Source organism: Kribbella sp. NPDC104218 (assembly GCF_055584105.1).
Genome location: NZ_JBVJMQ010000002.1, coordinates 689,972 through 711,932 on the forward strand (window position 1 = coordinate 689,972; position 21,961 = coordinate 711,932).

Below are 21,961 nucleotides of genomic sequence, written 5' to 3' on the forward strand. Positions count from 1 at the left end.
CTGTTGTCATCCGACGGCGGCCACTTGCCATCGCTGTGCTCCGTCGGTGGCGACAGTACGCCTCAACGTGAGCGTGTACGTCTGGTCCAGAGCGGTGTCCCCCGCGCCGTCCCAGGTGACGGCGGCGGTCGCCCGGCGCTCGTCGTCGTTGCCGGTGTAGACCTGCCAGTCCTTGAGTTTCTCGAGCTTGACCGCGCCGCCCAGGCTGCGGATGGTCGCGCCCGGCGCCGTCACCGCCGACACCTTGTTGTCGGACTCGGCGTACGCACTGAAGAACGCCTCCGCGTCCTTGAGCGTTGCGGCCGTGAGGTCGTCGTCCGGGACGCCGGACTCCGGAAGGTTCTGCGGGAGCGGGGCGCTGCCGTCCGGGACGAAGGTCGGGGCGCCGCTGGCCACGACGCGGGCCGCCGTCCGCGCGACGGGGATCGAGAGCCGCTGCCAGGAGCTGGCGCCCGGCGTCCAGACCCGGCCCTTCAAGTAGTACGACTGGACGCGGACGCGGACGTCGACGACCGCCGCGATCCCGCCCGGGTCGACCTTGACCTCACCCGGGTAGGCGATCGTCGCGGTCTGCTTGCCGCGGCCGTTCCACCCGGCGCGGGTGTCCAGGCCGCTGGCGAGATCGAGCTTGACCTGCGCGGAGCGCGCATCCGGGGCCTGTTCGTCCCAGGTCAGGTAGGAGATCGCGTACCGCGTCGCGATCGCGCGCGACTCGTCCGCGGGGAAGCTGTTCTGGCCGGTGACGATCGTCTCCGGTGTGCGGTTCGGGCTGATCCACGAGCGGATGCCGCTGATCGCCGCGAGCAGGAGGACGGCGACCACCAGGCCGCGGAAGAACCGCCGGGCCCAGGTGGAGAAGGACGACTCGGGCTCGGTCGACCAGGGGGCCTGGCCGGGCTCCAGGACCTCGCGGACGGGACCAGGGGCGGCGTGAGCGCCATGCGGCGAGCGCTGCCGCAGCCGCTCGGGCGGGCGCTGACCGGTGCGCTGCTCCGGCGGCGGGCCGGCCGGACCAGGACCGGTCTGACCGGCCCCAGGACCAGGCTGCGGCGCGCCCGGACGACGTGGCGGAGCCATCACCCCACCGGCCGGCGGCGGACCCTGCGGCGCGGAGTACTGCGCGGCTACGCCCTGGGCCTGGCGAGGGGTGGGTGACACCGGGCCGTCGGGGTGTTGCCACCACTCCGGTGCGGTGCTCTGCGGGCGCCCTCGGCCAGCCTTCTTCGGCCGCCGTTGGTCCGCCCAGTGCTCACCTTTTGGCGGCAGATTCAGCAAAGTTCGCCACCAACTCATACCTACCCGCCCCTCAGACAGCAGTTACGCGGACAGTAGCCGGGAGAATACGGCAAGCAACTGTCCATCGGGAGCCCTGGGACCAGGATCCGGATGTTCCATCGCTCCCCGCAGCCATACTGTTACCCCGCACGCGGGCAGTGTCACCCTGATCCGCCAAGCGTGACACCTTCGGTACCGTCGCCATAGCTCCTCTCTCATTCCCGCTCACTCGACCACGCAGCGCACACCATGCCACACGCCGCCGACAGATTCGAAAATCCGTGCGAACAACATGGTATGAGAACGCACCAACTGATCACGCATAGTAACCGATTCGCGGTCTCCCCTGTGGAAAACTCTCCCGTGGCGAGGGGTCAAAACCGCTTTGTCCGGGCATAGGGTCGCAGTACCCCTGCTACCCCTGGAGGACCCGGATGGAAACTCGCCGACTGGGCCGGCTCGGCCACCAGTCCTCGGTACTGATCTTCGGCGCCGCCTCGCTCGGCGGCGTCGACCAGGACCGCGCCGATGCGTCGATCCAGGAGGCCCTGGACGCCGGTTTCAACCACTTCGACGTCGCGGCCGACTACGGTGATGCCGAGCTCCGCCTGGGCCCGCGGATGCCCGAGATCCGGGACCGGATCTTCCTCGCCACCAAGACCGGCCGGCGGACGTACGACGAGGCGTGGGCCGAGATCAATCGCTCGCTGGAGCGGATGCGCACCGACCACATCGACCTGATCCAGATGCACGCCGTCTGCGACCTGGAGAACCTCGACCTGGTGACCGGTAAGGGCGGCTCGCTGGAGGCCGCCGTCCGGGCGAAGGAAGAGGGACTGGTCGGCGCGATCGGCATCACCGGTCACACCGCGCAGGCGCCGTCCGTGCACCGCGAGGGCCTGCGCCGCTTCGACTTCGACTCCGTGCTCACGCCGCTCAACTACCACCTGTCGACCGATCCGCAGTACGCCGCGGACTACGCCGAGCTGGTCGCCGCCGTCCAGGCGTCGGACGCCGCGCTGATGACGATCAAGATGATCGCCCGGCGCGGCTGGCGCGACGGCGAGGAGAAGACGTACGACACCTGGTACCGGCCGTTCGACGAGCAGCGGTACATCACCGCGGCGACCGCCTGGCTGCTGAACGGGCACCCCGAGATCACCGGGCTGGCGACCGCGGGCGAGACCCGGCTGCTCAAACAGATGATCATCGCCGAGCGGGAGCGGGCCGAGCTGTCCGCCGATGACGCCGCCTCGATCCTCCAGGAGGTCCGGGACTACGCTTCCCCGTTCGTGGACATGCCGATCTGAGCCTGGGGAACACCAGCGGGCGGTTCGGTGTTGAAGGACCTGTAGTCGTCTAACTTCGGAGGTCGTAGTGGCAACGGTCGAGCTGTCCCAGGAGAACTTCGACGCGGTCGTCGGTGGCGAAGGCCTCGTCCTGGTCGACTTCTGGGCGGAGTGGTGTGGCCCGTGCAAGATGTTCGGTCCGGTGTTCGAGAAGTCGTCGGAGACCCATGACGACATCCGGTTCGCCAAGGTGGACACCGAGGCGCAGGTCGAGCTGGCGCAGGCCTTCGAGATCCGGTCGATCCCGACGCTGATGGCGGTCCGGGACGGCGTCGTCCTGTACTCCCAGCCGGGCGCGCTGCCGGCCGCCGCGCTGGAGGACCTGATCACCCAGCTGCGGGCGGTCGACATGGACGAGGTCCGCGCGCAGATCGCGGCCCACGAGGCCGAGCACGGCACCGAGCCGCACACGCACTGACACCGTACGAACGAAGCCCCGGGCTCCTCCGACAGGAGTCCGGGGCTCGTTCGTCGTACGGGAGCGGGCCCTGGGCAGGAGATCGACATCCAGGGCCCGCTCCGGGGTGCTGACCGGTGCGGCGCGAGGTGAGCCTGGTGGTTGCCGGGCGGGTGAGGCTGCCGTCCGGAAGGGTTCACCTCGTGCCGTCAGAGGCGTGGTCAGCACCCGGTGAGGGACCGGTCGACGCCGGTCCCTCCACGGGGCTCAGCGCAGTGGGTCAAACGGCGCGAGCTCCCTCGGGGTACGTCCGGTGGTGATGGTCTCGGCCAGCAGCTGGCCGGTGATCGGGCCGAGGGTGATCCCCCACATCCCGTGCCCGCCGGCCGCGAAGACGCGCGGCGAGGCGGTGGCCCCGATGATCGGGAGGCCGTCGGGGGTGCAGGGCCGCGGGCCGACCCACTCGAACGTACGGGCGTCCAGGTCGGCGTCGCGGAGCAGCGGACGGGCCGCCTCGACGATCGCGTCGATCCGGCGCGGATCCAGTTTCGCCTCGGGTTTACGGAACTCCATCATCCCCGCGACCCGCAGCCGGTCGCCGAGCGGCGTACAGGCGACCCGCTGAGCCGGGAAGTAGACCGGCCCGGCCGGGACATGCGCGATCGGGACGCTGAAGCTGTAGCCGCGGCCGGCCTGGACGACGGTCTTGACGCCGAAGTCCTTGGCCAGGTCGGTCAGCCAGGCGCCGGTGGCCATCACGACCGCGTCGAACGGGTCGGTCTCGCCGTCGCCGGTGATCAGCCGGACGCCGCGGATCTCGTCGATGATGTCTTTGACGACGACGCCGCTGATGATCTGGCCGCCGCGGGCGCGGACCGAGTCGGCGAGCAGCTCGACGTACTCGCCGGGGTTGATGAAGCGCTGGCCGTGCAGCCGGATCGCCGCGCCGATCTCGTCGGACAGCGACGGCTCGATCTCACGGGCGTCGTCACCGGTGATGGCCTCGAACTCGATGCCCTGGCCGGCGGCGTGGATGTGCTCGATCTCCTCGAGCAGGACGCTGCGCTCGGCCTCGGTCCGGTACGCCGCGAGGAAGGACTTCGCCTCGTACGTCTGCGCCTCGACGCCGGCCTTGGCCAGGAAGTCGAACGCCGGCAGCGCCTGCCGGTTGATCGGGACCAGCGCCTCCATCGCGGTCTTCCAGCGACCGGCCGTGCTGTTCCGCGCGAACCGGGTCAGGAAGTTGAGCAGCCGGGGGCTCGCGCTCGGCGGCACGTACACCGGGGACGACGGGCTCAGCACCGCGCGGACGCCGTACTTGAGGACGGCCGGCTCCGGGAGCGGAGTGGCCAGGCCCGGCGTCAGCCAGCCCGCGTTACCCCAGGATGCGCCTGCGGCGACGCCTTCGCGATCGAGCACGGTGACCTCGACGCCCGCCTCCTGGAGGAACCAGGCGGTAGCCAGACCAACCATGCCCGCGCCGACGACAGCGACGCGGTCGGGAACGATATGAGTGGAACCAGCAGCGACCATGTATCGATGGTGCGCCCGCTCCGGAGCGCTGTCATGGTGCGATCACACCATTCGCGGGACAAATGACTGTGCTCAGCGCACAATAACTTCATGATCACCGCGCCTGACCTGGTCACTGCCGTCGGCCCCGCGCTGTTCGACGTGGTGGTGCCTGGCAAAGGTGACGCCGAGGTCCGGGATGTGTTCCTGGCCGACCCGCAGGAGCCGGCGACCGGTCAGCCGGGCGATCTGGTGCTCGGGCTCGGTCTGCGGGACGCCGAGGATGCTATCGAGCTGGTCGAGCGCTGCGCGGCCGGAAACGCGTCAGGCGTCGTACTGCGGACGACGCTGGCTCAGGAGACGACTGTCATCGCTGCGGCGGAGCGGTGGCTGCTGACGCTGGTTGCGCTGCAGCCGAGTGTCACGTGGGCCCATGTGGTGTGGCTGCTGCGCGGCGTCATCGACCGGGCAGCAGCACCCGACTCTCCAGTCGCCGGGGACGCCGGCGTCCATCAGGACCTGTTCGCGCTGGCTGACGCGGCCGCGGCGATTGTGGATGCGCCGGTGACGATTGAGGACAACCAGTCGCGGGTGCTCGCCTACTCCTCTAATCAGGACTTCACCGACCCGACGCGGGTTTCGACCATTGTCGGACGACGGGTGCCGGCTGAGGTGATTGCGCACTTCCGGGCTCGGGGGATCTTTCGGCGGCTGGCGCGGTCCAGCGAGCCGTTTCTGGTGCCGGATGGGCCGAACGGGATCCGGCCGCGTCTCGTCGTCCCGGTGCGGGCTGGTGGTGAGTGGCTGGGCTCTATCTGGGCGGTTGTCGATGGTCCGGTGAGTGACGACGTCACTGCGGAGCTCAGTAACGCGGCCTCGGTGTTGGCATTGCACATGTTGCGGCTGCGCGCGCAGGCCGACGTAGCGCGGCGCAGTGCGATCGACCGGCTGCGGACGCTGCTACGACAGTTCTCGCCGGACAACCCGGTCGACGTACGCCTACCGCCGCAGCCCTGGCGCGTGGTCGCACTCGGGTCGCCGGAGGGGTACGACGTCCCGCAGCAGCTCGACCTGTGGGAGTCGATCGGACGGCGGCACGGGTGGAGCGACCCGCATCTGGCCGACCTGGACGGGACAGTGCTCGCAGTGGTGACGGATGCCGAGGGGCCCGGGTCGTGGCCGTGGTTGGCGAAGCTGGTGGCTGAGCAGAGCAAGACTGCCCCGGGGACTGTGGCCGCAGCAGGCGGTCCGGCGCGCGGTCCGGCAGATCTGCCGAGCTCGCGGGCTGAGGCGGTGGAGCTGTTAGGGCTGGTACGCCGAGGCGTCGCACCGGGGCCGGCGTTGCGGGTGGAGCAGGCCTGGCACGTGCTGACCGTGCACCGGGCGGTGATGTCGTTGGACGTGAACAAGATGGACGGTCCGCTGGCAACGCTGCTGCGGCACGACATCGAACACGACACCGGCTATGTCGAGACCTTGCAGTCCTGGCTGGAGCATCCGGGGCAGCCGCAGCGCGCGGCGCGGGAGCTGCATCTGCACACGAACACCTTGCGGCACCGGATGAAACGGATCGGCGAGATCGCCGAACTGGACCTGAGTGATCCAGTGGAACGACTGGCCTTGCAATTGCAGATCGCGACGGTGCGAACCGAGCACTGAGCACTGAGATTTACGCCACAGGCCCGTGTAACAAGGCTTCATGTTCCGGCAATGGTTGGGCAACATCCGGCTGACAGAGTCTTCCTTGTCGCTGATCCAGCCTTTCACCAGGAGGCTGGAGCGGCGGCCGGGTCCGAGCCTTTCACCAGGAGGCTCGGGCTCATGGGCCCGGCGATTGTCTGAGCGATCGCCGGGCCCCTTTGCGCGTTCACAGCGCCGCGAGCTCCTTGAGCTGCGCTGCGCGGCTGACGGCGATACCGGCGGCGAATTGTTTCGTCTGCGGGTCCTTGCCCATCTTGCCGAGGTTGTTGGCCATCACGATCGACTCGTCCAGGTGTTCCTTGAGGTTCGTCCGGAACGACTTGTCGAAGTCCGGGCCGGAGGTCTTGCCGAGGGCAACGATTTCGGGCTCGGTCATCATGCCGAGCATGTCGTGACCTTCGTGCGGGTTGCGGATCGGCAGACCGGACCGGGTCCGGGTCTCCTTGAGCCGCTCCAGCTCGGCCCGGTGCCCGTTGGCGACGCTGGTCGCGAAGGCGCGGACGGCGGGGTCGGACGCCTGCTGCTCGGCCATCCCGAGCACCCGGAGCAGCTGGTCGTCCATCGGGATCATGAGCTCGATCCAGGCCAGGTCCTCGGAGTTGAACGACGGATCGATCTTCAGCTCGCCCGGCGCCGTGCTGACCGCGGGAGTCGGCGTCGGAGTGGGCGTGGGCGCCGCGGGGGCGGCTGCGGGCGCGGATCCGCAGCCGGCGAGGGCGGCGAGCAGCGCCAGGGCAGCGAGAGCTTTCATGAGCAGACTCCTCAAGACTGGGGCGGTGGTCGCGAGGGGGTGCGGTGTGGTGAGGGTACCGAGGGTGGTGGAGTAGGTACAGAGGGTGTCGGAAAGCCGACAGGGCCTCTCAGGTGAGGCGGTTGGCGATGTGCGCGAAGACACCGGGCAGCCGGGCTGCGGCCGGAACGATGTTCGGCGCGAGCAGGCGGTTGTTGCGGGCCCAGAGCAACGAAGCGGTCAGCAGGCGGCACTCCCGCGACACCCGGCGCCAGGCGGCCTCGTAGTCCCCCGGTCGGTCGTCGCGGATGCAGTCCACCAGCTCAGCCGACGTCCGGAGCGCCACCGCGATCCCCTCCCCCGTGAGCGCGTCGACGTACCCAGCGGCGTCCCCCACCAGGAGCACCCGCCCGGCGACCCGGCGTCGCACCCGCTGGCGCAATGGACCGGCGCCCAGCACGCTCGACGCAGGGGCGACACCGCGCAGTCTGTCTCTTAATGCCGGAAACGCCTCCAGGTGTGAGTCGAAGCTGCCCGTCGCGCTGGTCAGCACCGCTACCCCCACCAGGTCGTCAGCAACAGGCGTCACGTACGCCTCCCCCAGCCGCGACCAGTACACCTCCACCAAGTCAGTCCAAGGCGTCACCGCGAAGTGCTGCCGAAGCCCGCGCCGTACACCCGCCGTCTGTACGCCCAGGCCCAGGTGGCGGCGGATGGGTGAGTGGAGGCCGTCGGCGGCGGCTAGGTAGCGGGCGGTGTGGCCGGCGGCGGTTACAGAGGAGGGGGTTTGGGTGATGGGCCCCACCCGGGTGTGGATAACGGGGATGTCCAGGGTGCGGAGGCGGGTGTGGAGGGCTTGGTGGAGCTGGGTGCGGCGGACGCCGAGGCCGGGGCCGGTGGTGAAGCGGGCTTCGACCGAGTGGAGCGGGTCGAGGTAGCGGATGCCGTGGAAAGGGCGGCCGGGGACGTCGACGCCGAGGCGGTCGAGGTAGCCGACGGCGGAGTGGGCGATGCCTTCGCCGCAGGCTTTGTCGATGGGCGCTTCGCGGGGTTCGACTACTAGTACGGAGAGGCCGGCGAGTTTGGCGCGGATGGCGGTGGCGGCGCCGGCCGGGCCGCAGCCGGCTACCAAGAGGTCGATCACCGGTGGAGGGCGCTCGTAAGGGCAGCCTCTTCGGTGCGGATGCGGACCGCGAGCAGCGGGATGTTCAGCGCGGTGAAAACCACTGCGGTGATCCAGGCGCTGTGGACCAAGGGCAGTGCGATGCCCTCGAGGATCACAGCGACGTAGTTGGGGTGCCGCAGGAGCTTGTAGGGGCCGCGGGCGACCAGCTGCAGACCCGGTACGACGATCACCCTGGTGTTCCACTGCCGGCCCAGAACGGTGATGCACCACCAGCGGAGGGCCTGCGAGAGGAGGACCAGGGCGAACATCGTCCAGCCAAGTGCAGGGACGAAGGGCCGGAAGAAGGCTTCGACGACGCAGCCGGCCAGCAGACCGGTGTGCAGAACGACCATGAACGGGTAGTGCCCCTGGCCCGACTCCACACCGCCCTGGGCAAAGCTCCACTTGGCGTTGCGCAGTGAGACGACCAGCTCGGCCACCCGTTCGAAGCCGACCAGTACTACGAGTACGACGTACCAGACCATCACCACTCCAGCAGGACAAGCTCGGAACAGAAGCCAGGACCCATCGCGAGCAGTACGCCGGGGCCCTCGCGGGCAGGATGCATCGCCATCGTTTCACCTAGTACATGCAGCACGGACGACGAGGAGAGGTTGCCGACCGCATCGAGCGACTTCCAGGTGAGGTCGAGCGCACCGGGCCGCAGGTCGAGTGTCTCGGCCACAGCCTCCAGCACCTTCGGCCCGCCAGGATGGCTCACCCACGTCTCGATCTCCGGCACAGTCAGCCCGTGGTCGCCCAGAAACGCCCGTACGTCGCCGCCGAGGTACGTCCGCACCACCTCCGGGACGTCGGCCCCCAGCACGATCCGGAACCCACCGGACCCGACGTCCCAGCCCATCACCCGCTCGGAGTCCGGATACAACCGGCTCCGCGTCGCCACGACCGACGGACCGGCCGCGGCCGGGTGCGACGACCCGGTCAGTAAGACAGCAGCCGCGCCGTCCCCGAACAGAGCACCACCAACCAAGTTGGGCAGTGAGGAGTCGTCCCGCTGCAACGTGAGCGAGCAGAGCTCGACAGAGAGCAGTACGGCGACCTGCGTCGGCCAAGCAAGCAGATAGTCGTGCAGCCGCGCGATCCCGGCCGCACCACCGACGCAGCCCAGCCCAAACAGCGGTAGCCGCTTCACGTCCTCCCGCAGCCCCAGCCGCACCGCAACCCGCGCATCGATCGACGGCGCGGCCACACCGGTGACAGTGGTGAACATCAGGACGTCGACGTCCGACAGCGCGAGCCCGGCGTCCGCTACCGCTCCCGCAACCGCCTCGGCACCCAGATCAACCGCAGCGGCGATCCAGGCGTCGTTCGCCGCACCAAAGTCCTTCAGCTCGCTGTACTGCTCCAACGGCAACGCCAAATGCCGTGTGGAGACGCCCGCGTTCGCGTGCAGTCGCTGGAGCAGCGCAGTCCCGCGACCGTCCGGCAGACACATTGCCGCGAAGGCCTCGGTCAGCTCTGCCTGCTGATACCGGTACGGCGGCAACGCGGGCCGAACCGCCGCGACCCGCGTCATCGTGCCATCGTGGTGTCGGTGCGAACACTGCGTGGTCTGCTGCTGGCCTGCCACCTCGGGCCGACCGTCGCGGTGACGGCGCTCGTCACGGCGCTGGCCTGGTCCGCAGGGCGTAGTCCAGCCGGATGTCTCCTGGTCGCAGCAACGATCCTCACCGGCCACCTCTCGATCGGCTGGAGCAATGACGCGATAGATGCCGCCCGCGACACCATTGTGAACCGGAAAGACAAGCCGGTGGTGCGCGGACTGGTGAGTCGCCGCACGCTCGCTGTCGCCGCCGGAGTCATGTTGGTCGTCACCATCCCCGTATCGCTGGCCAACGGACTGGCGGCCGGTCTGATCCACCTGCTGTTCGTCGCGTGCGCCTGGGCCTACAACCTCGGCCTGAAGTCCACCGCGATCTCCTGGCTCCCGTACGCCGTTGCCTTCGGCGCACTACCCTCGTTCGTCACCCTCGGCACCACGCACACCTGGGCGCCCTGGTGGGCGACGGCCGCCGGAGCACTACTAGGCGTCGGTGCCCACCTGGCAAACGTCGTACCGGACCTACAAGACGATCTGGCGACCGGAGTCCGCGGCTGGCCGCAGCGCCTCGGCGCCAACGCCCGGCTGCTCGCGCCCATCCCGCTGGCGGCCTCCGCCGCGCTCCTGACCATTCCGCCACCCGGACCGATCGGAGTGGTCGGCTGGATCGCATTAGGTCTCGTCGCCGGCCTGCTGGCCGTAGTGGTCGCCTGGCGGACGGCGCCGTTCCTCCTGACCCTCGGAATCGCAGCAGTGAGTGTCGTGAGCCTGATCCTCAGCGGAACCGCGCTCTAGGCGGCGTCCGGCTTCAACGGCGCATTGCTGCCCAGAATGGCCGCAGTCAAGGCCTCCGCGGGCTCCTTCGCCGCACGCGGGTTGGTGATCAGCACCAGGTCGATGGCCGGCAGCTCCGGCAGCCCCGCGCTTGGAGGCGGCTCCACCAGGTCGACCGGCATCAGCGACCGCGCGAAGATCCCGATACCCAGCCCGGCCCGCACAGCAGCCAGTACGCCGTTCACACCGCGCACGATGCAGGTGATCCGGCAGGACCGCCCTGCCTGCTCCAGCGTCTGCACACCGAGCGACCGGCTCAGGCTGGGCGCCTGATACGCGACCAGCGGGACCGGACCGTCCGGAGCGATCCGCGTGCCCGCGATGCCGGCCCAGACGAGCGGGTCTCGGCGTACCAGGCGTCCGTTCGGCTCGTACGCCGTCCCGACCGAGTGTTTGACGTACGCGAGGTCCAGATGACCGGACTCGACCCGCCGGAGCAGATTGGGGCTCTGGGCGACTGTCAGCTCCAGATCGATCCGCGGGTACAGCTGCCGGAAGTCGCGCAGGATGCGCGGCAGCGGCGTCAGCGCCAGGTCGTCCGTGACGCCGAAGCGCAGCCGGCCGCGCAGCTCCGAGCCGGTGAAGTAGCCGGCCGCCTCCTCGTGCGCGGCCAGGATGGTCCGCGCGAAGCCGGCCATCGCCTCGCCATCCGCGGTCAGTGTGACCGTCCGGGTGTCGCGCAGGAACAGCGGCCGGCCGACGGCGCCTTCCAGTTTGCGGATGTGCTGGCTGACCGTCGGCTGCCGGATCCCGAGCCGGTCGGCCGCCTGGGTGAAGCTGAGCGACTGGGCGACCGCCAGGAACGTGCGCAGCTGGTCCGGGTCGTACATCGATACACCTCCTATTGCAGGACGCAATAAGACTAATAGGAGTAATTCGCTGTCGGAATCCAGGACCGATCGACAAGTATGGACATGTCCTCCCCTGACAACCCCACTCGCGTAGGGAACACCTTTGACCACCCGGACCAGCGGTCCTGTCCGAGAAGAAGCCGACTTCCACACCCACACCACGACGCCCCGCACCGAACCCCTCCGCCGCCCCGGGTTCCGCGACACCTTCAGCGCCCTCCAGGTGCGCAACTTCCGCCTCCTGGTCAGCGGCCTGCTGGTCAGCTCGACCGGCGGCTGGATCCAGCGCATCGCCCAGGACTGGCTGGTCCTGACGATCACCGGCAGCGCCACCGCGGTCGGGATCACCACCGCGCTCCAGTTCCTCCCCACCCTCCTGCTCGGCCTGTACGGCGGCGTGATCGCCGACCGGTTCCCGAAGCGGAAGATCCTGCTCGTCACCCAGATCTCGATGGGCACCGCGGCCGCCGTCCTCGCGGTCCTCGCGTTCACCGGCGACGTGCAGGTCTGGCAGGTCTACACGATGGCGCTCTTCCTCGGCCTGGCCACCGCCGTCGACAACCCGACCCGCCAGTCCTTCGTCACCGAACTCGTCGGCCGCGACCGCGTCCGGAACGCGATCAGCATGGTGTCGTCGACGTTCCAGCTCGGCAGCATGATCGGCCCGGCGCTCGGCGGCGTCCTGCTCGGCTCGCTCGGCGCGGGCTGGGCGTTCGCGATCAACGCCTGCACGTTCTTCGCCTCGATCACCGCGCTGCTCCGGATGCGGGAGAGCGAGATGCCCGCGAAGAAGGCGGCCAAACAGGCCGGCCTGCGGATCCGGGACGGGCTCCGCGACGGCCTGCAGTACGCGTTCCACGAGCCCGCCGTCCGCTGGGCCATCGCCCTGGTCGGCATCTACGGCATGTTCGCGATCAGCCTCCCCGTGACCCTGACGGCGTTCGCGGACCGCGTCTTCCACACCGGCGCGACCGGGTACGGCGTCCTGAACTCGGTGGTGGCCGTCGGCGCACTGGCCGGTGCGCTGTTGTCGGCCCGTCGCGTCCGTCCGACCCGCCTGCGCAACCTGGTCGGTATCGCGACCCTGCTCACGGTCACCGAGGTACTGGCCGCGATCCAGCCATCGCTGTGGACCTTCATCCCCGTGCTCGCCGCGATGGGGATGGCGACGCTGATGTTCCTGACCGCCTGCCAGTCGATGGTGCAGCTGACCACGCCGGACAAGCTGCGCGGCCGCGTCTCCGGTCTCTACAACCTGGTCTTCATCGGCGGCGGCGCGATCGGCGGCCCGCTGGTCGGCCTGATCGCGCAGAACTTCGGCGCCCGGATCAGCCTCGCCCTCGCCGGTCTCGTCCCGGCGATCGCCACCATCGCGATCGGTCTGCGGCTGCGCAAGGACGGCCGCTTCCGGATCGTCGTCGTCCGGACGCGCTCGCCGTGGCACCAGGCCCCGATCCGCCTCGCGCTGCAGCAGAGCACGATCCGCGTCGCGGCCCCGGCGCCGGTCGAGCCGGTGCCGGCGCACGAGAGATGGCCGTCCGGCGGGCAGAGCGCGGGGCAGGCCCGGCGTTGTCCGGCCGAGGGCCGGTCGCGGCGCTCGCGGCTGAGCGCTCGCCGGACGCGCAGATAGCCGAAGACCCCGTGGACCGCCGGCGAGAGCGGGCCACGGGGTCTTCTCAGACAATTACGGTGCGTCGATCACGCCGACCGGCGGCACCTTGACCGTCCGGGCGCCCTTCACGCCGCCCAGGATCACCTTGCGGAGCGCGACGTTGTTCTTGGTGTTGCCCTCGAACAACTTGCCCTCCGGGTTGGCCTTGACCTCGACGAAGTACTCGCCGTTCGGCAGGTCGGTGATGTCGAACGACTGACCCGGCTTGGTCTGGTTGTAGGTGTCACCGGATCCGACGTCCAGCACCTCACGCACCGACAGCGACGTGTGGTCACCGCAGGCGGTGTGCAGGTCGGTGTTCATCGGGTGCCAGTTCGCGTTCTTCACCGTGTAGTCCATCATGTCGGTCGCGGCCAGGCAGAAGGCTTCCTTCTGGCTGCGGACGACCTCGGACTGCTTGCCGTTCAGCAGGCTGTACCGCGCGAAGTCGGTGAAGTGCCAGTGCACGTGGCCCTCCCGCGGATCCCACTCCATCGTGCCGGTGTTCTGGTACCCGATCTCCTTACCCTTGTCGTCGTAGAAGTACTGGAACGCGTCCATCAGGTCCTTGCCCTGGCGGCGGAAACCGTCCAGGACCAGCGGCGACGGGCCGGCGTTCCAGACGGTCGCCGCGAACGCCAGGTACTCGCGGTCGGCGTCGGCCGTCCCCTCCTCGCCCTTGGTGATCGCCATCCCCCACGCGGGTACCGAGACCAGGTCCGGCTTCGGGCCCTTCGGCGTCGACGGCTTACCGGTCGGGCGCTTCGCGTGCGGCTGCAGCGCCTTGGCCTTCGGCGCCGGGCCCTGCTTGCCCTGGGCCGAACGGCAGCCGTCGCCGTGACCCGGGTCGCAGCCGGGGTCACCCGGGACGATGTTCACGTTCATCGTGAGCTTCGACTGGTTCGCCGGGATCTTGAACAGGTCCCGGTAGGCCTTGTTGACGGTGATGACGGCCTTGTACTTGCCGACGGCAAGTTTGACCGGCTTGTCCTCGTACGAGAACGTGCTGGCCGACCAGCCGGTCTGCAGACCCCAGACCGCGCCCGTGGTGAACGGGTTGGAGTTGCAGTAGTCCGGGTACGGCGAGGTGGCCGGCGCGTCCGGCCGGGTCCGCGAGCCGTCGCCGTTCAGGCACAGCGACTGGTCGACGTCGAGTACCTTCTTGCCCTTGGCGTCGGTCAGCGCGACGTGCAGGAACTTACCCAGACCGGAGAAGTCCGTGACGAGCCGCTTCGGCATCGCCACCGGCTTACCCTTCACGTACTGCTTGGCGACCACCGGCGAGTTGAAGTTCGCCCGGGTCGCCCGGACCTCGATCGGCGCGTTGCCGGCCACGACGTATGTGCTCAGATTCAGCTGCGTGCCGTACTCCGGGTCGGCGTCCAGCGTGACCTCGGTGACCGGCGAGACCAGGGCCAGCGCGGGCCTGGCGGGCGCCGCCGTCCCTGCTGCCGTCGCGCTGGACGCCGCGACGGCGACCAGACCGACGGCGCTCGCCGCCGCAATGGCCGTTCGCACGGCCTTGTTCGACGTGATGATGATGGAACCCCCTCCTTCATCGAGCCGGATCCTCACGAGCCGGCCCTCTGGGACGTAGGACGCGCGGCCCCCCGCGAGAGGTTGATCAAGAACATGTGCCATTCGTGTCACAGCCAGCACTCAGAGTCATCGGGCCTGAATACTTGACGATGTAAATTAAGCGACCCTACGCTCGGCCGGGTGAACAGACGCCGTGTTTCCGCTGCCCTGGCTGCCGTCGCGCTGGTGACGACGTCAGCTGTGATCGCCCCCGCCGACGCCGCGCTGCCCCTCGCCCAGCCACTCGCCCCGCAGGCCGAGAAGCGGCCGGTCCCGGCCAAGTACCCACAGCTGGCCGCCAAGCCGTATCTCGGCTGGAGCTCGTGGAGCCTGCAGTCGACCAACTACCCGGGTGTGAACCCGGACGGTCCCGGCAGTTTCATCAGTGAGAAGAACATCCTGGCCCAGGCCAACGCGATGGCGACCAAGCTCAAGCCGTTCGGCTACGAGTACATCAACATCGACGCCGGCTGGCAGGACGGCGGCGACGAGTACGGCCGCCCGGTCGCCAACCTGAAGCGCTTCCCGCGCGGGATGAAGGCCGTCGGCGACGACCTCCACAAACTCGGGCTGAAGTTCGGCATCTACACCGTGGTCGGCCTCGGCATGGACGTCTACCGCGAGGGCAACACGCCGATCCACAACGCGCCCGGCTGTTTCACCCGCGACATCGTCTACCCCGACCTGCGCAAGACCAACGGCTGGGACGCGGCGTACAAGATCAATTACGAGAGCGACTGCGCGCAGAAGTACGCCGACTCGATCACCAAGCTGTTCGCGAGCTGGGGCGTCGACTTCATCAAGATGGACGGCGTCGGCCCCGGCTCCTGGAAGGGCGCCCCGGACGACCCGAACCACAACAACACCGAGGACGTCGAAGCCTGGTGGCGCTCGGTGCAGAACGCCGGCCGCCCGATGCTCTACACCCTGTCGTGGTCGCTCAGCCACCGGTACGCCGACGTCTGGAAGCAGAACTCGAACGGCTGGCGGATCGACACCGACGTCGAGTGCTACTGCGAGACGATCGTCCGCTGGGACGGCTCGGTGAAGCAGCGCTGGTGGGACCTGCCGCAGTGGATCGACGACGCGGGCCCCGGCCACTGGAACAACCTGGACGCGATCAACGTCGGCGTCGGCGAGATGGACGGCCTGAACGAGGCCGAGCGGCAGAGCTACATGACGTTCTGGGCGATCAACGCGGCGCCGCTGTTCGTCGGTGACGACATGACCAAGCTGGACGCCTACGGTCTCAAGCTGCTGACCAACCGCGAGGTACTCGCGATCAACCAGTCCGCGAACCCGGCCCGGCCGCTGAACCAGGACCAGCTGCAGCAGGTCTGGTACGCCAAGAACGCCGACGGCAGCGTCACGGTCGGCCTGTTCAACCTGGCCGAGACGCCGGCGACCGTGACCGGCGACTTCGCCCAGCTCGGCCTCAACGGCAAGGCGACCGTCCGCGACGTCTGGGCCGGTAAGAACACCCGCAACGTCTCCGGCTCGGTCAGCGCGACACTGCCGGCGCACGGCTCGAAGCTGTACAAGATCACGCCGAACAACCGGCCGTCGATCAGCGTCCCGGCCGATCTGACCGCGACCGACGTCAGCCGGACGACGACCACGCTGTCCTGGCAGCCGAGCACGGGCGCGTCGTCGTACAAGATCTTTGCCAACGGCAAGCAGGTCGCGACCAGCTCGAGCCCGAGCGCCGTCGTCACCGGGCTGCTGCCGCAGACGCAGTACACCTTCACCGTGAAGGGCGCGAACGGCCACCGGACGTCGGAGGCGAGCGCGCCGGTCACGATGCTGACCTCGAAGAACGGCGGGCCGGTCCGCTACGAGGCCGAAGCGGCGAACAGCACGCTCACCGGTAACGCCAGCGCCAACGGCTGCACCCTGTGCTCCGGCGGCAAGAAGATCGGCAACATCGGGTACGACGCCTCTGTCACGCTCAACGACATCACCGTCCCGAAGACCGGCACCTATCTGGTCAAGGTCGCCTACACCGACGGCGACACCAGCCGGCAGAGCATGCTGACCGTCAACGGCGGCGACAGCTACTGGATCAACTACCACGGCCTCGGCGACAACGACTGGGGTACGCCGCAGGTCACCTACCTGCCGGTCAAGCTGACGGCGGGCGCCAACTCGCTCAAGATCCACAACCCGTCCGGCTACATCGCCGACATCGACTGGATCACCGTCTGACGATCAGATCACGCCAGTGGCGCCACCATCCATCGTGATGATGGCGCCATTGACGTAACTGGCCTTCGGCGACGCGAGGAAGACGGCGACATTCGCGACCTCGGCCGGGTCGCCGGCCCGGCCGAGCGGGATGTCGGCAACCATTTCGGCCAGCAGCTCTTCGCGCGGCCGGCCGCTCGCGCGGGTGGCGGCGTCCAGCCGGTCGTCGACGCGGCCGGTCAGCGTCAGCCCCGGGTTGATGACATTGACCCGGACGCCGCGCCCGGCGTACGCCTTCGCGTAGCCCATCGACGCGAGCGTCAGCGCCGCGTTCGCCGCGCCGCCGCCGATGTGCAGCGGGTTCGCGGACTTGCCGCCCTGGCCGACGATGTTCACGATCGCGCCGCTGCCGCGCTCGGCCATCGGCCGGACGACGGCCTCGGTCGCGTGCATGTAGGTGAAGTACTTCGACTCCATCGCGGCATGCAGCGTCGCGCTGCTCAACTCGTCGACCGGGATCTGCCGGGCCGCGCCCGCGCAGTTGATCAGGATGTCCGGGACGCCGATCCGCGCGAACGCGGCCGCGGTCGCCTCCGGATCGGTCAGGTCGGCGAGCTCCGGGATCAGCTCCAGCCCTTTCGCTGAAAGATCCTCACGCGCCTTCCCCAGGTTGACCGGATCGCGCGAGATGCCGAACACCGTCGCGCCTTCCCAGGCCAGCGCCTCGGCGCAGGCCAGCCCGATGCCCTTACTCGCTCCGGTGACGACGGCAACTTTTCCGGTCAGCTGTAGATCCACTGCGGCACTCCTCGATGCTGCTGGCAACGAATTCGCATTTTTCCTTTTTCCGGCTTGAACGGGCCAGTACGATCAGTAATCAGATCGACACTCTTTGTTTCGACGCCAGATGCCGAGAGCACCAGACGCCGGAGGGACCCGTGCCGACCATGTCCACTTCCCATTCACCACCCCCTTCCAGTGCTGCGCCCGATGCCAGTCGCTGGAAGTCCATCCTTCACCATGACCTACCGGCTTCGCTGGTGGTCTTCCTGATCGCAATACCGCTCTCCCTGGGGATCGCCGCGGCTTCCGGCGCGCCCCTGATCGCGGGCCTCGTGGCCGCGGTCGTCGGTGGGGTGGTCGCCGGCGCGCTCGGCGGCTCCGCACTCCAGGTCAGCGGCCCGGCCGCGGGCCTGACCGTCGTCGTCGCGGGTCTCGTCGGCCAGTTCGGCTGGGCGGCCACCGCGGCCATCACCTGCGCGGCCGGCGTCGTCCAGATTCTGCTGGGCGTCACCAAGATCGGCCGGCTCGCGCTCTCGCTGTCGCCCGCCGTGGTGCACGGCATGCTCGCCGGGATCGGCGTCACGATCGCCGTCCAGCAGCTGCACGTGGTGCTCGGCGGCCAGGCCCAGAGCTCCCTGATCGCGAACCTCGCGGCCTTACCCGGCCGCCTGGTGGCGCATCACCCACACTCGGTGCTGATCGGTGTCCTCACCGTCGCCATCCTGCTCGCCTGGCCCAGACTGCCCAAGGTGAAGGCCGTTCCGGCGCCGCTGGTCGCGGTCGTCGCGGTGACCGCGCTGGCCGCGGTCTCGATGCCCGACGTGACCCGCGTCAACCTGCCCGACCAACCGCTCCAGGAGCTGATTCCGCCGGCCCTGCCGGAAGGTACGCCGTGGGCGATCGTCGCCGCGGTGCTCACCGTCGCGCTGGTCGCCAGCGTGGAGTCCCTGCTGTCGGCGGTCGCCGTCGACAAGTTGCACAACGGCAAGCGCAGCAACCTCGATCGCGAGCTGATCGGGCAGGGCGCGGCCAACGCGGTCTCCGGCGCTCTCGGTGGGATGCCGGTGACCGGCGTGATCGTGCGCAGCTCGACGAACGTGGCGGCCGGGGCGAAGTCCCGCGCGTCCACGATCATGCACGGGATCTGGATCGCGGCGTTCGTGCTGGCCGCCGGGTCCATGCTCGAGCTGATCCCGATGTCCGCGCTGGCCGGCGTCCTGCTGGTCACCGGGCTGCGGCTGGTCCAGATGGCGCACATCCGCACCTTGCGCCGGCATGACGAGCTCCTCGTGTACGTCGTGACCGCGGGCGGCGTCGCCGTCCTCGGGCTCGCCGAAGGCGTGCTGATCGGTCTGATGCTCGCGCTCGGCCGGGTGCTGTACCGGTTGGCCAAGGCAACGGTCACCGCGACCGAGGAAAACGGCGAGTGGACCGTGCGGATCCGCGGCACGCTGGTCTTCCTCGGCGTCGCCTCCCTGGTCCGCACGCTGCGTTCGGTCCCGACCGGCGCCCATGTCCGCATCGAGCTCAGCGTCGACCATCTCGACCACGCGGCCTACGAAGCGATCGAGGACTGGCGGCGCGGGCACATCGCCCGCGGCGGCTCGGTCGACCTGAACCGGACAGCCTTCCGGGCCGCCCTGCGCCCGGATCCGGCGCGCCGGCTGCTCCCCTGGCAACCCCAGGTGATCGCCGAGCCCGACCATCGGGTCTCGATGCTGGACGGCATCCGCGCGTTCGAGGAGTCGGCCGACCAGATCCGGCCGATGCTGGCCAAACTCGCCGCCGAGGGGCAGCGCCCGACGCAGCTGTTCATCACCTGCGCGGACTCGCGGATCGTGCCGAACATGATCACCACGACCGGTCCGGGCGACCAGTTCTGCGTCCGCAACGTCGGCAACCTGGTGCCGCCCAACGGCTCCAACAGCAACTCCGTCGACGCCGCGATCGAGTACGCCGTCGAGGTCCTCGGCGTCCGCTCGATCGTCGTCTGCGGCCACTCGCACTGCGGGGCCGCCGCGGCGACCCTGGCGGGGAACGCGCCCAGCGGCACCGGCCTGGAGAGCTGGCTCCGGCACTTCGAGCCGTCCGTCCGCCGCGCGGTCGGCCTACCCGACATCGTCGATCCGGCCACCGGGTCGACCCTGTCCCCCGCCGACAAGCTGTCCGTCGCGAACGTCGGCGTCCAGCTCGCCAACCTGCGCAGTTTCCCCTGCGTACGCAAGGCCGAGGCCGAAGGACGCCTCGAGCTGATCGGGCTCTGGTTCGACATCGGCGCGGCCGCGGCCCGCCTGGTCCTCGACCGCGACCCGTACCTGGTCCGCGCCGACGAAGAGCTCGCCACCGCGAGCAAACCCTCGGCCCGCTGAGACGGAAGGCCCTCGGTGTCACTGGCGTCGCACCGAGGGCCTTCCCTCAACGACGTCGATCGGCGGCCGCCACGCCAGTGCGGCCGCGCGTTACGTTGGGGTCAACGATTATCGGGTTATGCGGATCAGTCGAATGTTCTTCACGGTGGCGCTGGTGGTCGGCGTGCTTACTGCACCTACGGCCCAGGCGGCGGCGTCCTTTCCCCGGATCGATGCGACCGGGTTTCAGTTGGTTTCTGGCGATACATTCGCGACGTACGGCGCGCGGGTGGCCCAGCTGGAGACGAAGCCGCAGCTTGCTCCGGTCGGTGTGACCGAGGTGCTTGCTGCGTCCAACCGGACCGGACGTCCGCTGTGTCACTCGACGTACTTGAACGCCGCGCTGAATCCGAAGGGTTTCTGCTGGCAGGACGGCGAGGACGACGGCCTGAACGTGTGGATCCCGCAGGGGCTGTCCGGGTCGGGTGACGCGCAGCCGGCCGGCGGCGCGCGGCGGGTCGTGGTCGCGAGCTGGCACAACAGCGGTGACACCGCGATCCGGGTCTCGTTCCTGGACGTCGCGACCAACAAGTACCGGCACGTGTTGCTCGTCGAGCCGACAGCTGACGGCAACTTCCAGGCGATCGCCGGGCACGGGCACGGCCTGTACTGGTCGGGCAATCTGCTCGTCGTCGCGACCGGCGGCGCCGTCCTGCGGGTCTTCGACCTGCGGCACATCTGGCGCACCGACACCAGCACCGGCGAGGTCGGATTGGGCGCCGACGGCAAGTACCACGCGCTCTGGCACGCCTTTGCGCTCCCACAGGTCGGCGCCTACTGGTACGCCGGTGGCGGGTGCGCGTCGACGACCGGCGTCCGGCCCTGTTTCGCCAGCCTCGCCCTCGACCACGCCGGCACCGGCTCGTTCGTCGCGGCCGAGCACACCACCCGCGGCGGCGGCCGGATCGTACGCTGGCCGCTCGACAAGGCGACCGGGCTGCCGCGCGCCGGGACGGACGGCGTCGTCCGGGCGATCGAGGCCTTCAACTCACCGGTCTGGGGGATGCAAGGCGCGGTGTCGTACAACAACAAGTTCGTGATCGCGGGGGTATGCCCGGAGTACGCGGACGACATCGGCAACGGCGTCGACTACCCGAGCTGCCTGCACACCGGCACCGGCGGGACGTCGACCTCGGTGTGGACGAAGGCGCCCAAGAACACCGAGAACCTGTCGTACTGGCCGGCCACCGGCGAGCTATGGGTAATGAACGAGCAGCTCCGCGAACGCGTGACCGTGCACATCCCATTTCCGTAGTACTGCAAGGATGGGCGGGTGAGTGAGTTCTGGGACAGCATCACGTCGGCACAGCCGGAGCCATCGCTCCGCGTAGTGATCGGGACCGGGGTGGCCGCCCTGCTGTTGATCGCCTGGCGGCCGATCTGGCGGCACACGCGGCAGGTCGTGACGATCGCGCACGAGGGCGCGCACGGTCTGATCGCGGCGCTCGTCGGGCGGAAGCTGTCCGGCATCCGGCTGCACTCCGACACCTCCGGGGTGACGGTCTCCCGCGGTAAACCGACCGGTGCCGGGATGATCGCCGTCCTGCTGGCCGGCTATCCCGGGCCCGCGCTGTTCGGGCTCGCGGCGGCCTTCGTGCTCAGCCGCGGGTACGCCGTCGCGCTGCTGTGGGGCCTGCTGCTGGCGCTGGTGATCCTGCTGCTGCAGATCCGGAACCTGTTCGGGCTCTGGTCGGTGCTCGCCTTCGGCGCGATCGTCTTCGGCGTCACCTGGTGGGGCTCGCCGTTGGTGCAGTCGTCGTTCGCGCACCTGCTGACCTGGTTCCTGCTACTGGCCGCGCCGCGGGCCGTGCTCGAGCTGCAGCACTCCCGCCGCGGTGGGCAGGGCCGCAGCTCGGACGCCGATCAGCTTCGCCGGCTCACCGGCGTACCGGCGCTACTGTGGGTCGGAGTGTTCGGCCTGGTCACTCTGGCCTGCCTCGCTGTTGGCGTCGTGTGGTCCGGGGTACTGCCCGGATAAGAGC

18 protein-coding genes are annotated in these 21,961 nt (G+C 69.3%); 9 read left to right on the forward strand and 9 right to left on the reverse strand.

The genetic code is table 11. The features are described from left to right. Positions 1-6 precede the first annotated feature (6 nt). Entirely contained in the window at positions 7-1,293 is a 1,287-nt protein-coding gene (locus ACZ6ZD_RS19130; RefSeq protein ID WP_465673825.1) for a hypothetical protein, read from the reverse strand. A gap of 416 nt (positions 1,294-1,709) precedes the next feature. Here ACZ6ZD_RS19130 and ACZ6ZD_RS19135 point away from each other — a divergent pair, with 416 nt between their 5' ends. Beyond that, positions 1,710-2,585 carry an aldo/keto reductase gene (locus tag ACZ6ZD_RS19135; RefSeq protein ID WP_465673827.1) on the forward strand — a complete coding sequence of 292 codons (876 nt, stop codon included), beginning with the start codon at positions 1,710-1,712 and terminating at the stop codon, positions 2,583-2,585. 67 nt (positions 2,586-2,652) lie between these two features. Continuing rightward, the gene (trxA, locus tag ACZ6ZD_RS19140; protein ID WP_465673829.1) at positions 2,653-3,042 is read left to right on the forward strand and encodes a thioredoxin; all 390 of its coding nucleotides are present in this window, start codon (positions 2,653-2,655) and stop codon (positions 3,040-3,042) included. A gap of 246 nt (positions 3,043-3,288) precedes the next feature. Here trxA and ACZ6ZD_RS19145 read toward each other — a convergent pair whose 3' ends face one another. Continuing rightward, complete coding sequence (locus tag ACZ6ZD_RS19145; RefSeq protein WP_465673831.1) at positions 3,289-4,554, reverse strand: NAD(P)/FAD-dependent oxidoreductase; 1,266 nt, start codon at positions 4,552-4,554, stop codon at positions 3,289-3,291. 90 nt (positions 4,555-4,644) lie between these two features. On the opposite strand from ACZ6ZD_RS19145, the gene ACZ6ZD_RS19150 reads away from it, so the two are divergent. Further along, complete coding sequence (locus ACZ6ZD_RS19150) at positions 4,645-6,192, forward strand: PucR family transcriptional regulator (protein WP_465673833.1); 1,548 nt, start codon at positions 4,645-4,647, stop codon at positions 6,190-6,192. A 208-nt stretch (positions 6,193-6,400) separates the two neighbouring features. Here the strand turns inward: ACZ6ZD_RS19150 and ACZ6ZD_RS19155 are convergent, their stop codons facing one another. The 4 genes from ACZ6ZD_RS19155 to ACZ6ZD_RS19170 all read right to left on the reverse strand — a co-directional run bounded on the left by ACZ6ZD_RS19155 (position 6,401) and on the right by ACZ6ZD_RS19170 (position 9,666). Beyond that, the gene (locus ACZ6ZD_RS19155; protein ID WP_465673835.1) at positions 6,401-6,985 is read right to left on the reverse strand and encodes a DUF305 domain-containing protein; all 585 of its coding nucleotides are present in this window, start codon (positions 6,983-6,985) and stop codon (positions 6,401-6,403) included. Between the two features lie 109 nt (positions 6,986-7,094). Beyond that, positions 7,095-8,108, reverse strand: a complete 1,014-nt coding sequence (locus ACZ6ZD_RS19160) for an NAD(P)/FAD-dependent oxidoreductase (RefSeq protein WP_465673837.1) — start codon at positions 8,106-8,108, stop codon at positions 7,095-7,097. Further along, positions 8,105-8,614 carry an isoprenylcysteine carboxyl methyltransferase family protein gene (locus ACZ6ZD_RS19165; RefSeq protein ID WP_465673839.1) on the reverse strand — a complete coding sequence of 170 codons (510 nt, stop codon included), beginning with the start codon at positions 8,612-8,614 and terminating at the stop codon, positions 8,105-8,107. The genes ACZ6ZD_RS19160 and ACZ6ZD_RS19165 overlap by 4 nt, the downstream gene beginning before the upstream one ends. Then, positions 8,614-9,666, reverse strand: a complete 1,053-nt coding sequence (locus ACZ6ZD_RS19170; RefSeq protein WP_465673841.1) for a type III polyketide synthase — start codon at positions 9,664-9,666, stop codon at positions 8,614-8,616. Before ACZ6ZD_RS19170 ends, ACZ6ZD_RS19165 begins: the two co-directional genes overlap by 1 nt. Positions 9,667-9,684: 18 nt before the next feature. On the opposite strand from ACZ6ZD_RS19170, the gene ACZ6ZD_RS19175 reads away from it, so the two are divergent. Further along, positions 9,685-10,485 (forward strand): UbiA family prenyltransferase, encoded by an 801-nt coding sequence (locus ACZ6ZD_RS19175; RefSeq protein ID WP_465673843.1) that lies wholly within the window; start codon positions 9,685-9,687, stop codon positions 10,483-10,485. On the opposite strand, the gene ACZ6ZD_RS19180 is transcribed toward ACZ6ZD_RS19175, so the two are convergent. Then, positions 10,482-11,354 carry a LysR substrate-binding domain-containing protein gene (locus ACZ6ZD_RS19180; RefSeq protein ID WP_465673845.1) on the reverse strand — a complete coding sequence of 291 codons (873 nt, stop codon included), beginning with the start codon at positions 11,352-11,354 and terminating at the stop codon, positions 10,482-10,484. The two genes, ACZ6ZD_RS19175 and ACZ6ZD_RS19180, sit on opposite strands and share 4 nt — an antisense overlap. A 124-nt stretch (positions 11,355-11,478) precedes the next feature. Here ACZ6ZD_RS19180 and ACZ6ZD_RS19185 point away from each other — a divergent pair, with 124 nt between their 5' ends. Beyond that, positions 11,479-13,005, forward strand: coding sequence for an MFS transporter (locus tag ACZ6ZD_RS19185; protein ID WP_465673847.1), 1,527 nt, complete (start codon positions 11,479-11,481; stop codon positions 13,003-13,005). 54 nt (positions 13,006-13,059) lie between these two features. Here the strand turns inward: ACZ6ZD_RS19185 and ACZ6ZD_RS19190 are convergent, their stop codons facing one another. Continuing rightward, on the reverse strand, positions 13,060-14,544 hold the full coding sequence (locus ACZ6ZD_RS19190; RefSeq protein ID WP_465673849.1) for a lysyl oxidase family protein: 1,485 nt from the start codon (positions 14,542-14,544) through the stop codon (positions 13,060-13,062). A gap of 201 nt (positions 14,545-14,745) precedes the next feature. Here ACZ6ZD_RS19190 and ACZ6ZD_RS19195 point away from each other — a divergent pair, with 201 nt between their 5' ends. Beyond that, complete coding sequence (locus ACZ6ZD_RS19195) at positions 14,746-16,809, forward strand: fibronectin type III domain-containing protein (protein ID WP_465673851.1); 2,064 nt, start codon at positions 14,746-14,748, stop codon at positions 16,807-16,809. Between the two features lie 3 nt (positions 16,810-16,812). Here the strand turns inward: ACZ6ZD_RS19195 and ACZ6ZD_RS19200 are convergent, their stop codons facing one another. After that, positions 16,813-17,586 carry an SDR family NAD(P)-dependent oxidoreductase gene (locus tag ACZ6ZD_RS19200; RefSeq protein WP_465673853.1) on the reverse strand — a complete coding sequence of 258 codons (774 nt, stop codon included), beginning with the start codon at positions 17,584-17,586 and terminating at the stop codon, positions 16,813-16,815. Between the two features lie 149 nt (positions 17,587-17,735). Between ACZ6ZD_RS19200 and ACZ6ZD_RS19205 the strand changes: the two genes are divergently transcribed. From ACZ6ZD_RS19205 to ACZ6ZD_RS19215, 3 genes are all read left to right on the forward strand, one after another. Next, positions 17,736-19,940, forward strand: coding sequence for a bifunctional SulP family inorganic anion transporter/carbonic anhydrase (locus tag ACZ6ZD_RS19205; RefSeq protein ID WP_465673855.1), 2,205 nt, complete (start codon positions 17,736-17,738; stop codon positions 19,938-19,940). Between the two features lie 118 nt (positions 19,941-20,058). Next, on the forward strand, positions 20,059-21,234 hold the full coding sequence (locus ACZ6ZD_RS19210) for a hypothetical protein (protein WP_465673857.1): 1,176 nt from the start codon (positions 20,059-20,061) through the stop codon (positions 21,232-21,234). An 18-nt stretch (positions 21,235-21,252) separates the two neighbouring features. Continuing rightward, on the forward strand, positions 21,253-21,957 hold the full coding sequence (locus ACZ6ZD_RS19215) for a M50 family metallopeptidase (RefSeq protein ID WP_465673858.1): 705 nt from the start codon (positions 21,253-21,255) through the stop codon (positions 21,955-21,957). Positions 21,958-21,961 lie beyond the last annotated feature (4 nt).

Bases quoted from the DNA above. Each gene is read 5' to 3' on its own strand.
- ACZ6ZD_RS19130 (WP_465673825.1), bottom strand. From the start codon at position 1,293: ATGAGTTGGTGGCGAACTTTGCTGAATCTGCCGCCAAAAGGTGAGCAC.
- ACZ6ZD_RS19135 (WP_465673827.1), top strand. From the start codon at position 1,710: ATGGAAACTCGCCGACTGGGCCGGCTCGGCCACCAGTCCTCGGTACTG.
- ACZ6ZD_RS19145 (WP_465673831.1), bottom strand. From the start codon at position 4,554: ATGGTCGCTGCTGGTTCCACTCATATCGTTCCCGACCGCGTCGCTGTC.
- ACZ6ZD_RS19150 (WP_465673833.1), top strand. From the start codon at position 4,645: ATGATCACCGCGCCTGACCTGGTCACTGCCGTCGGCCCCGCGCTGTTC.
- ACZ6ZD_RS19155 (WP_465673835.1), bottom strand. From the start codon at position 6,985: ATGAAAGCTCTCGCTGCCCTGGCGCTGCTCGCCGCCCTCGCCGGCTGC.
- ACZ6ZD_RS19165 (WP_465673839.1), bottom strand. From the start codon at position 8,614: ATGGTCTGGTACGTCGTACTCGTAGTACTGGTCGGCTTCGAACGGGTG.
- ACZ6ZD_RS19170 (WP_465673841.1), bottom strand. From the start codon at position 9,666: ATGACGCGGGTCGCGGCGGTTCGGCCCGCGTTGCCGCCGTACCGGTAT.
- ACZ6ZD_RS19180 (WP_465673845.1), bottom strand. From the start codon at position 11,354: ATGTACGACCCGGACCAGCTGCGCACGTTCCTGGCGGTCGCCCAGTCG.
- ACZ6ZD_RS19205 (WP_465673855.1), top strand. From the start codon at position 17,736: ATGTCCACTTCCCATTCACCACCCCCTTCCAGTGCTGCGCCCGATGCC.
- ACZ6ZD_RS19210 (WP_465673857.1), top strand. From the start codon at position 20,059: ATGCGGATCAGTCGAATGTTCTTCACGGTGGCGCTGGTGGTCGGCGTG.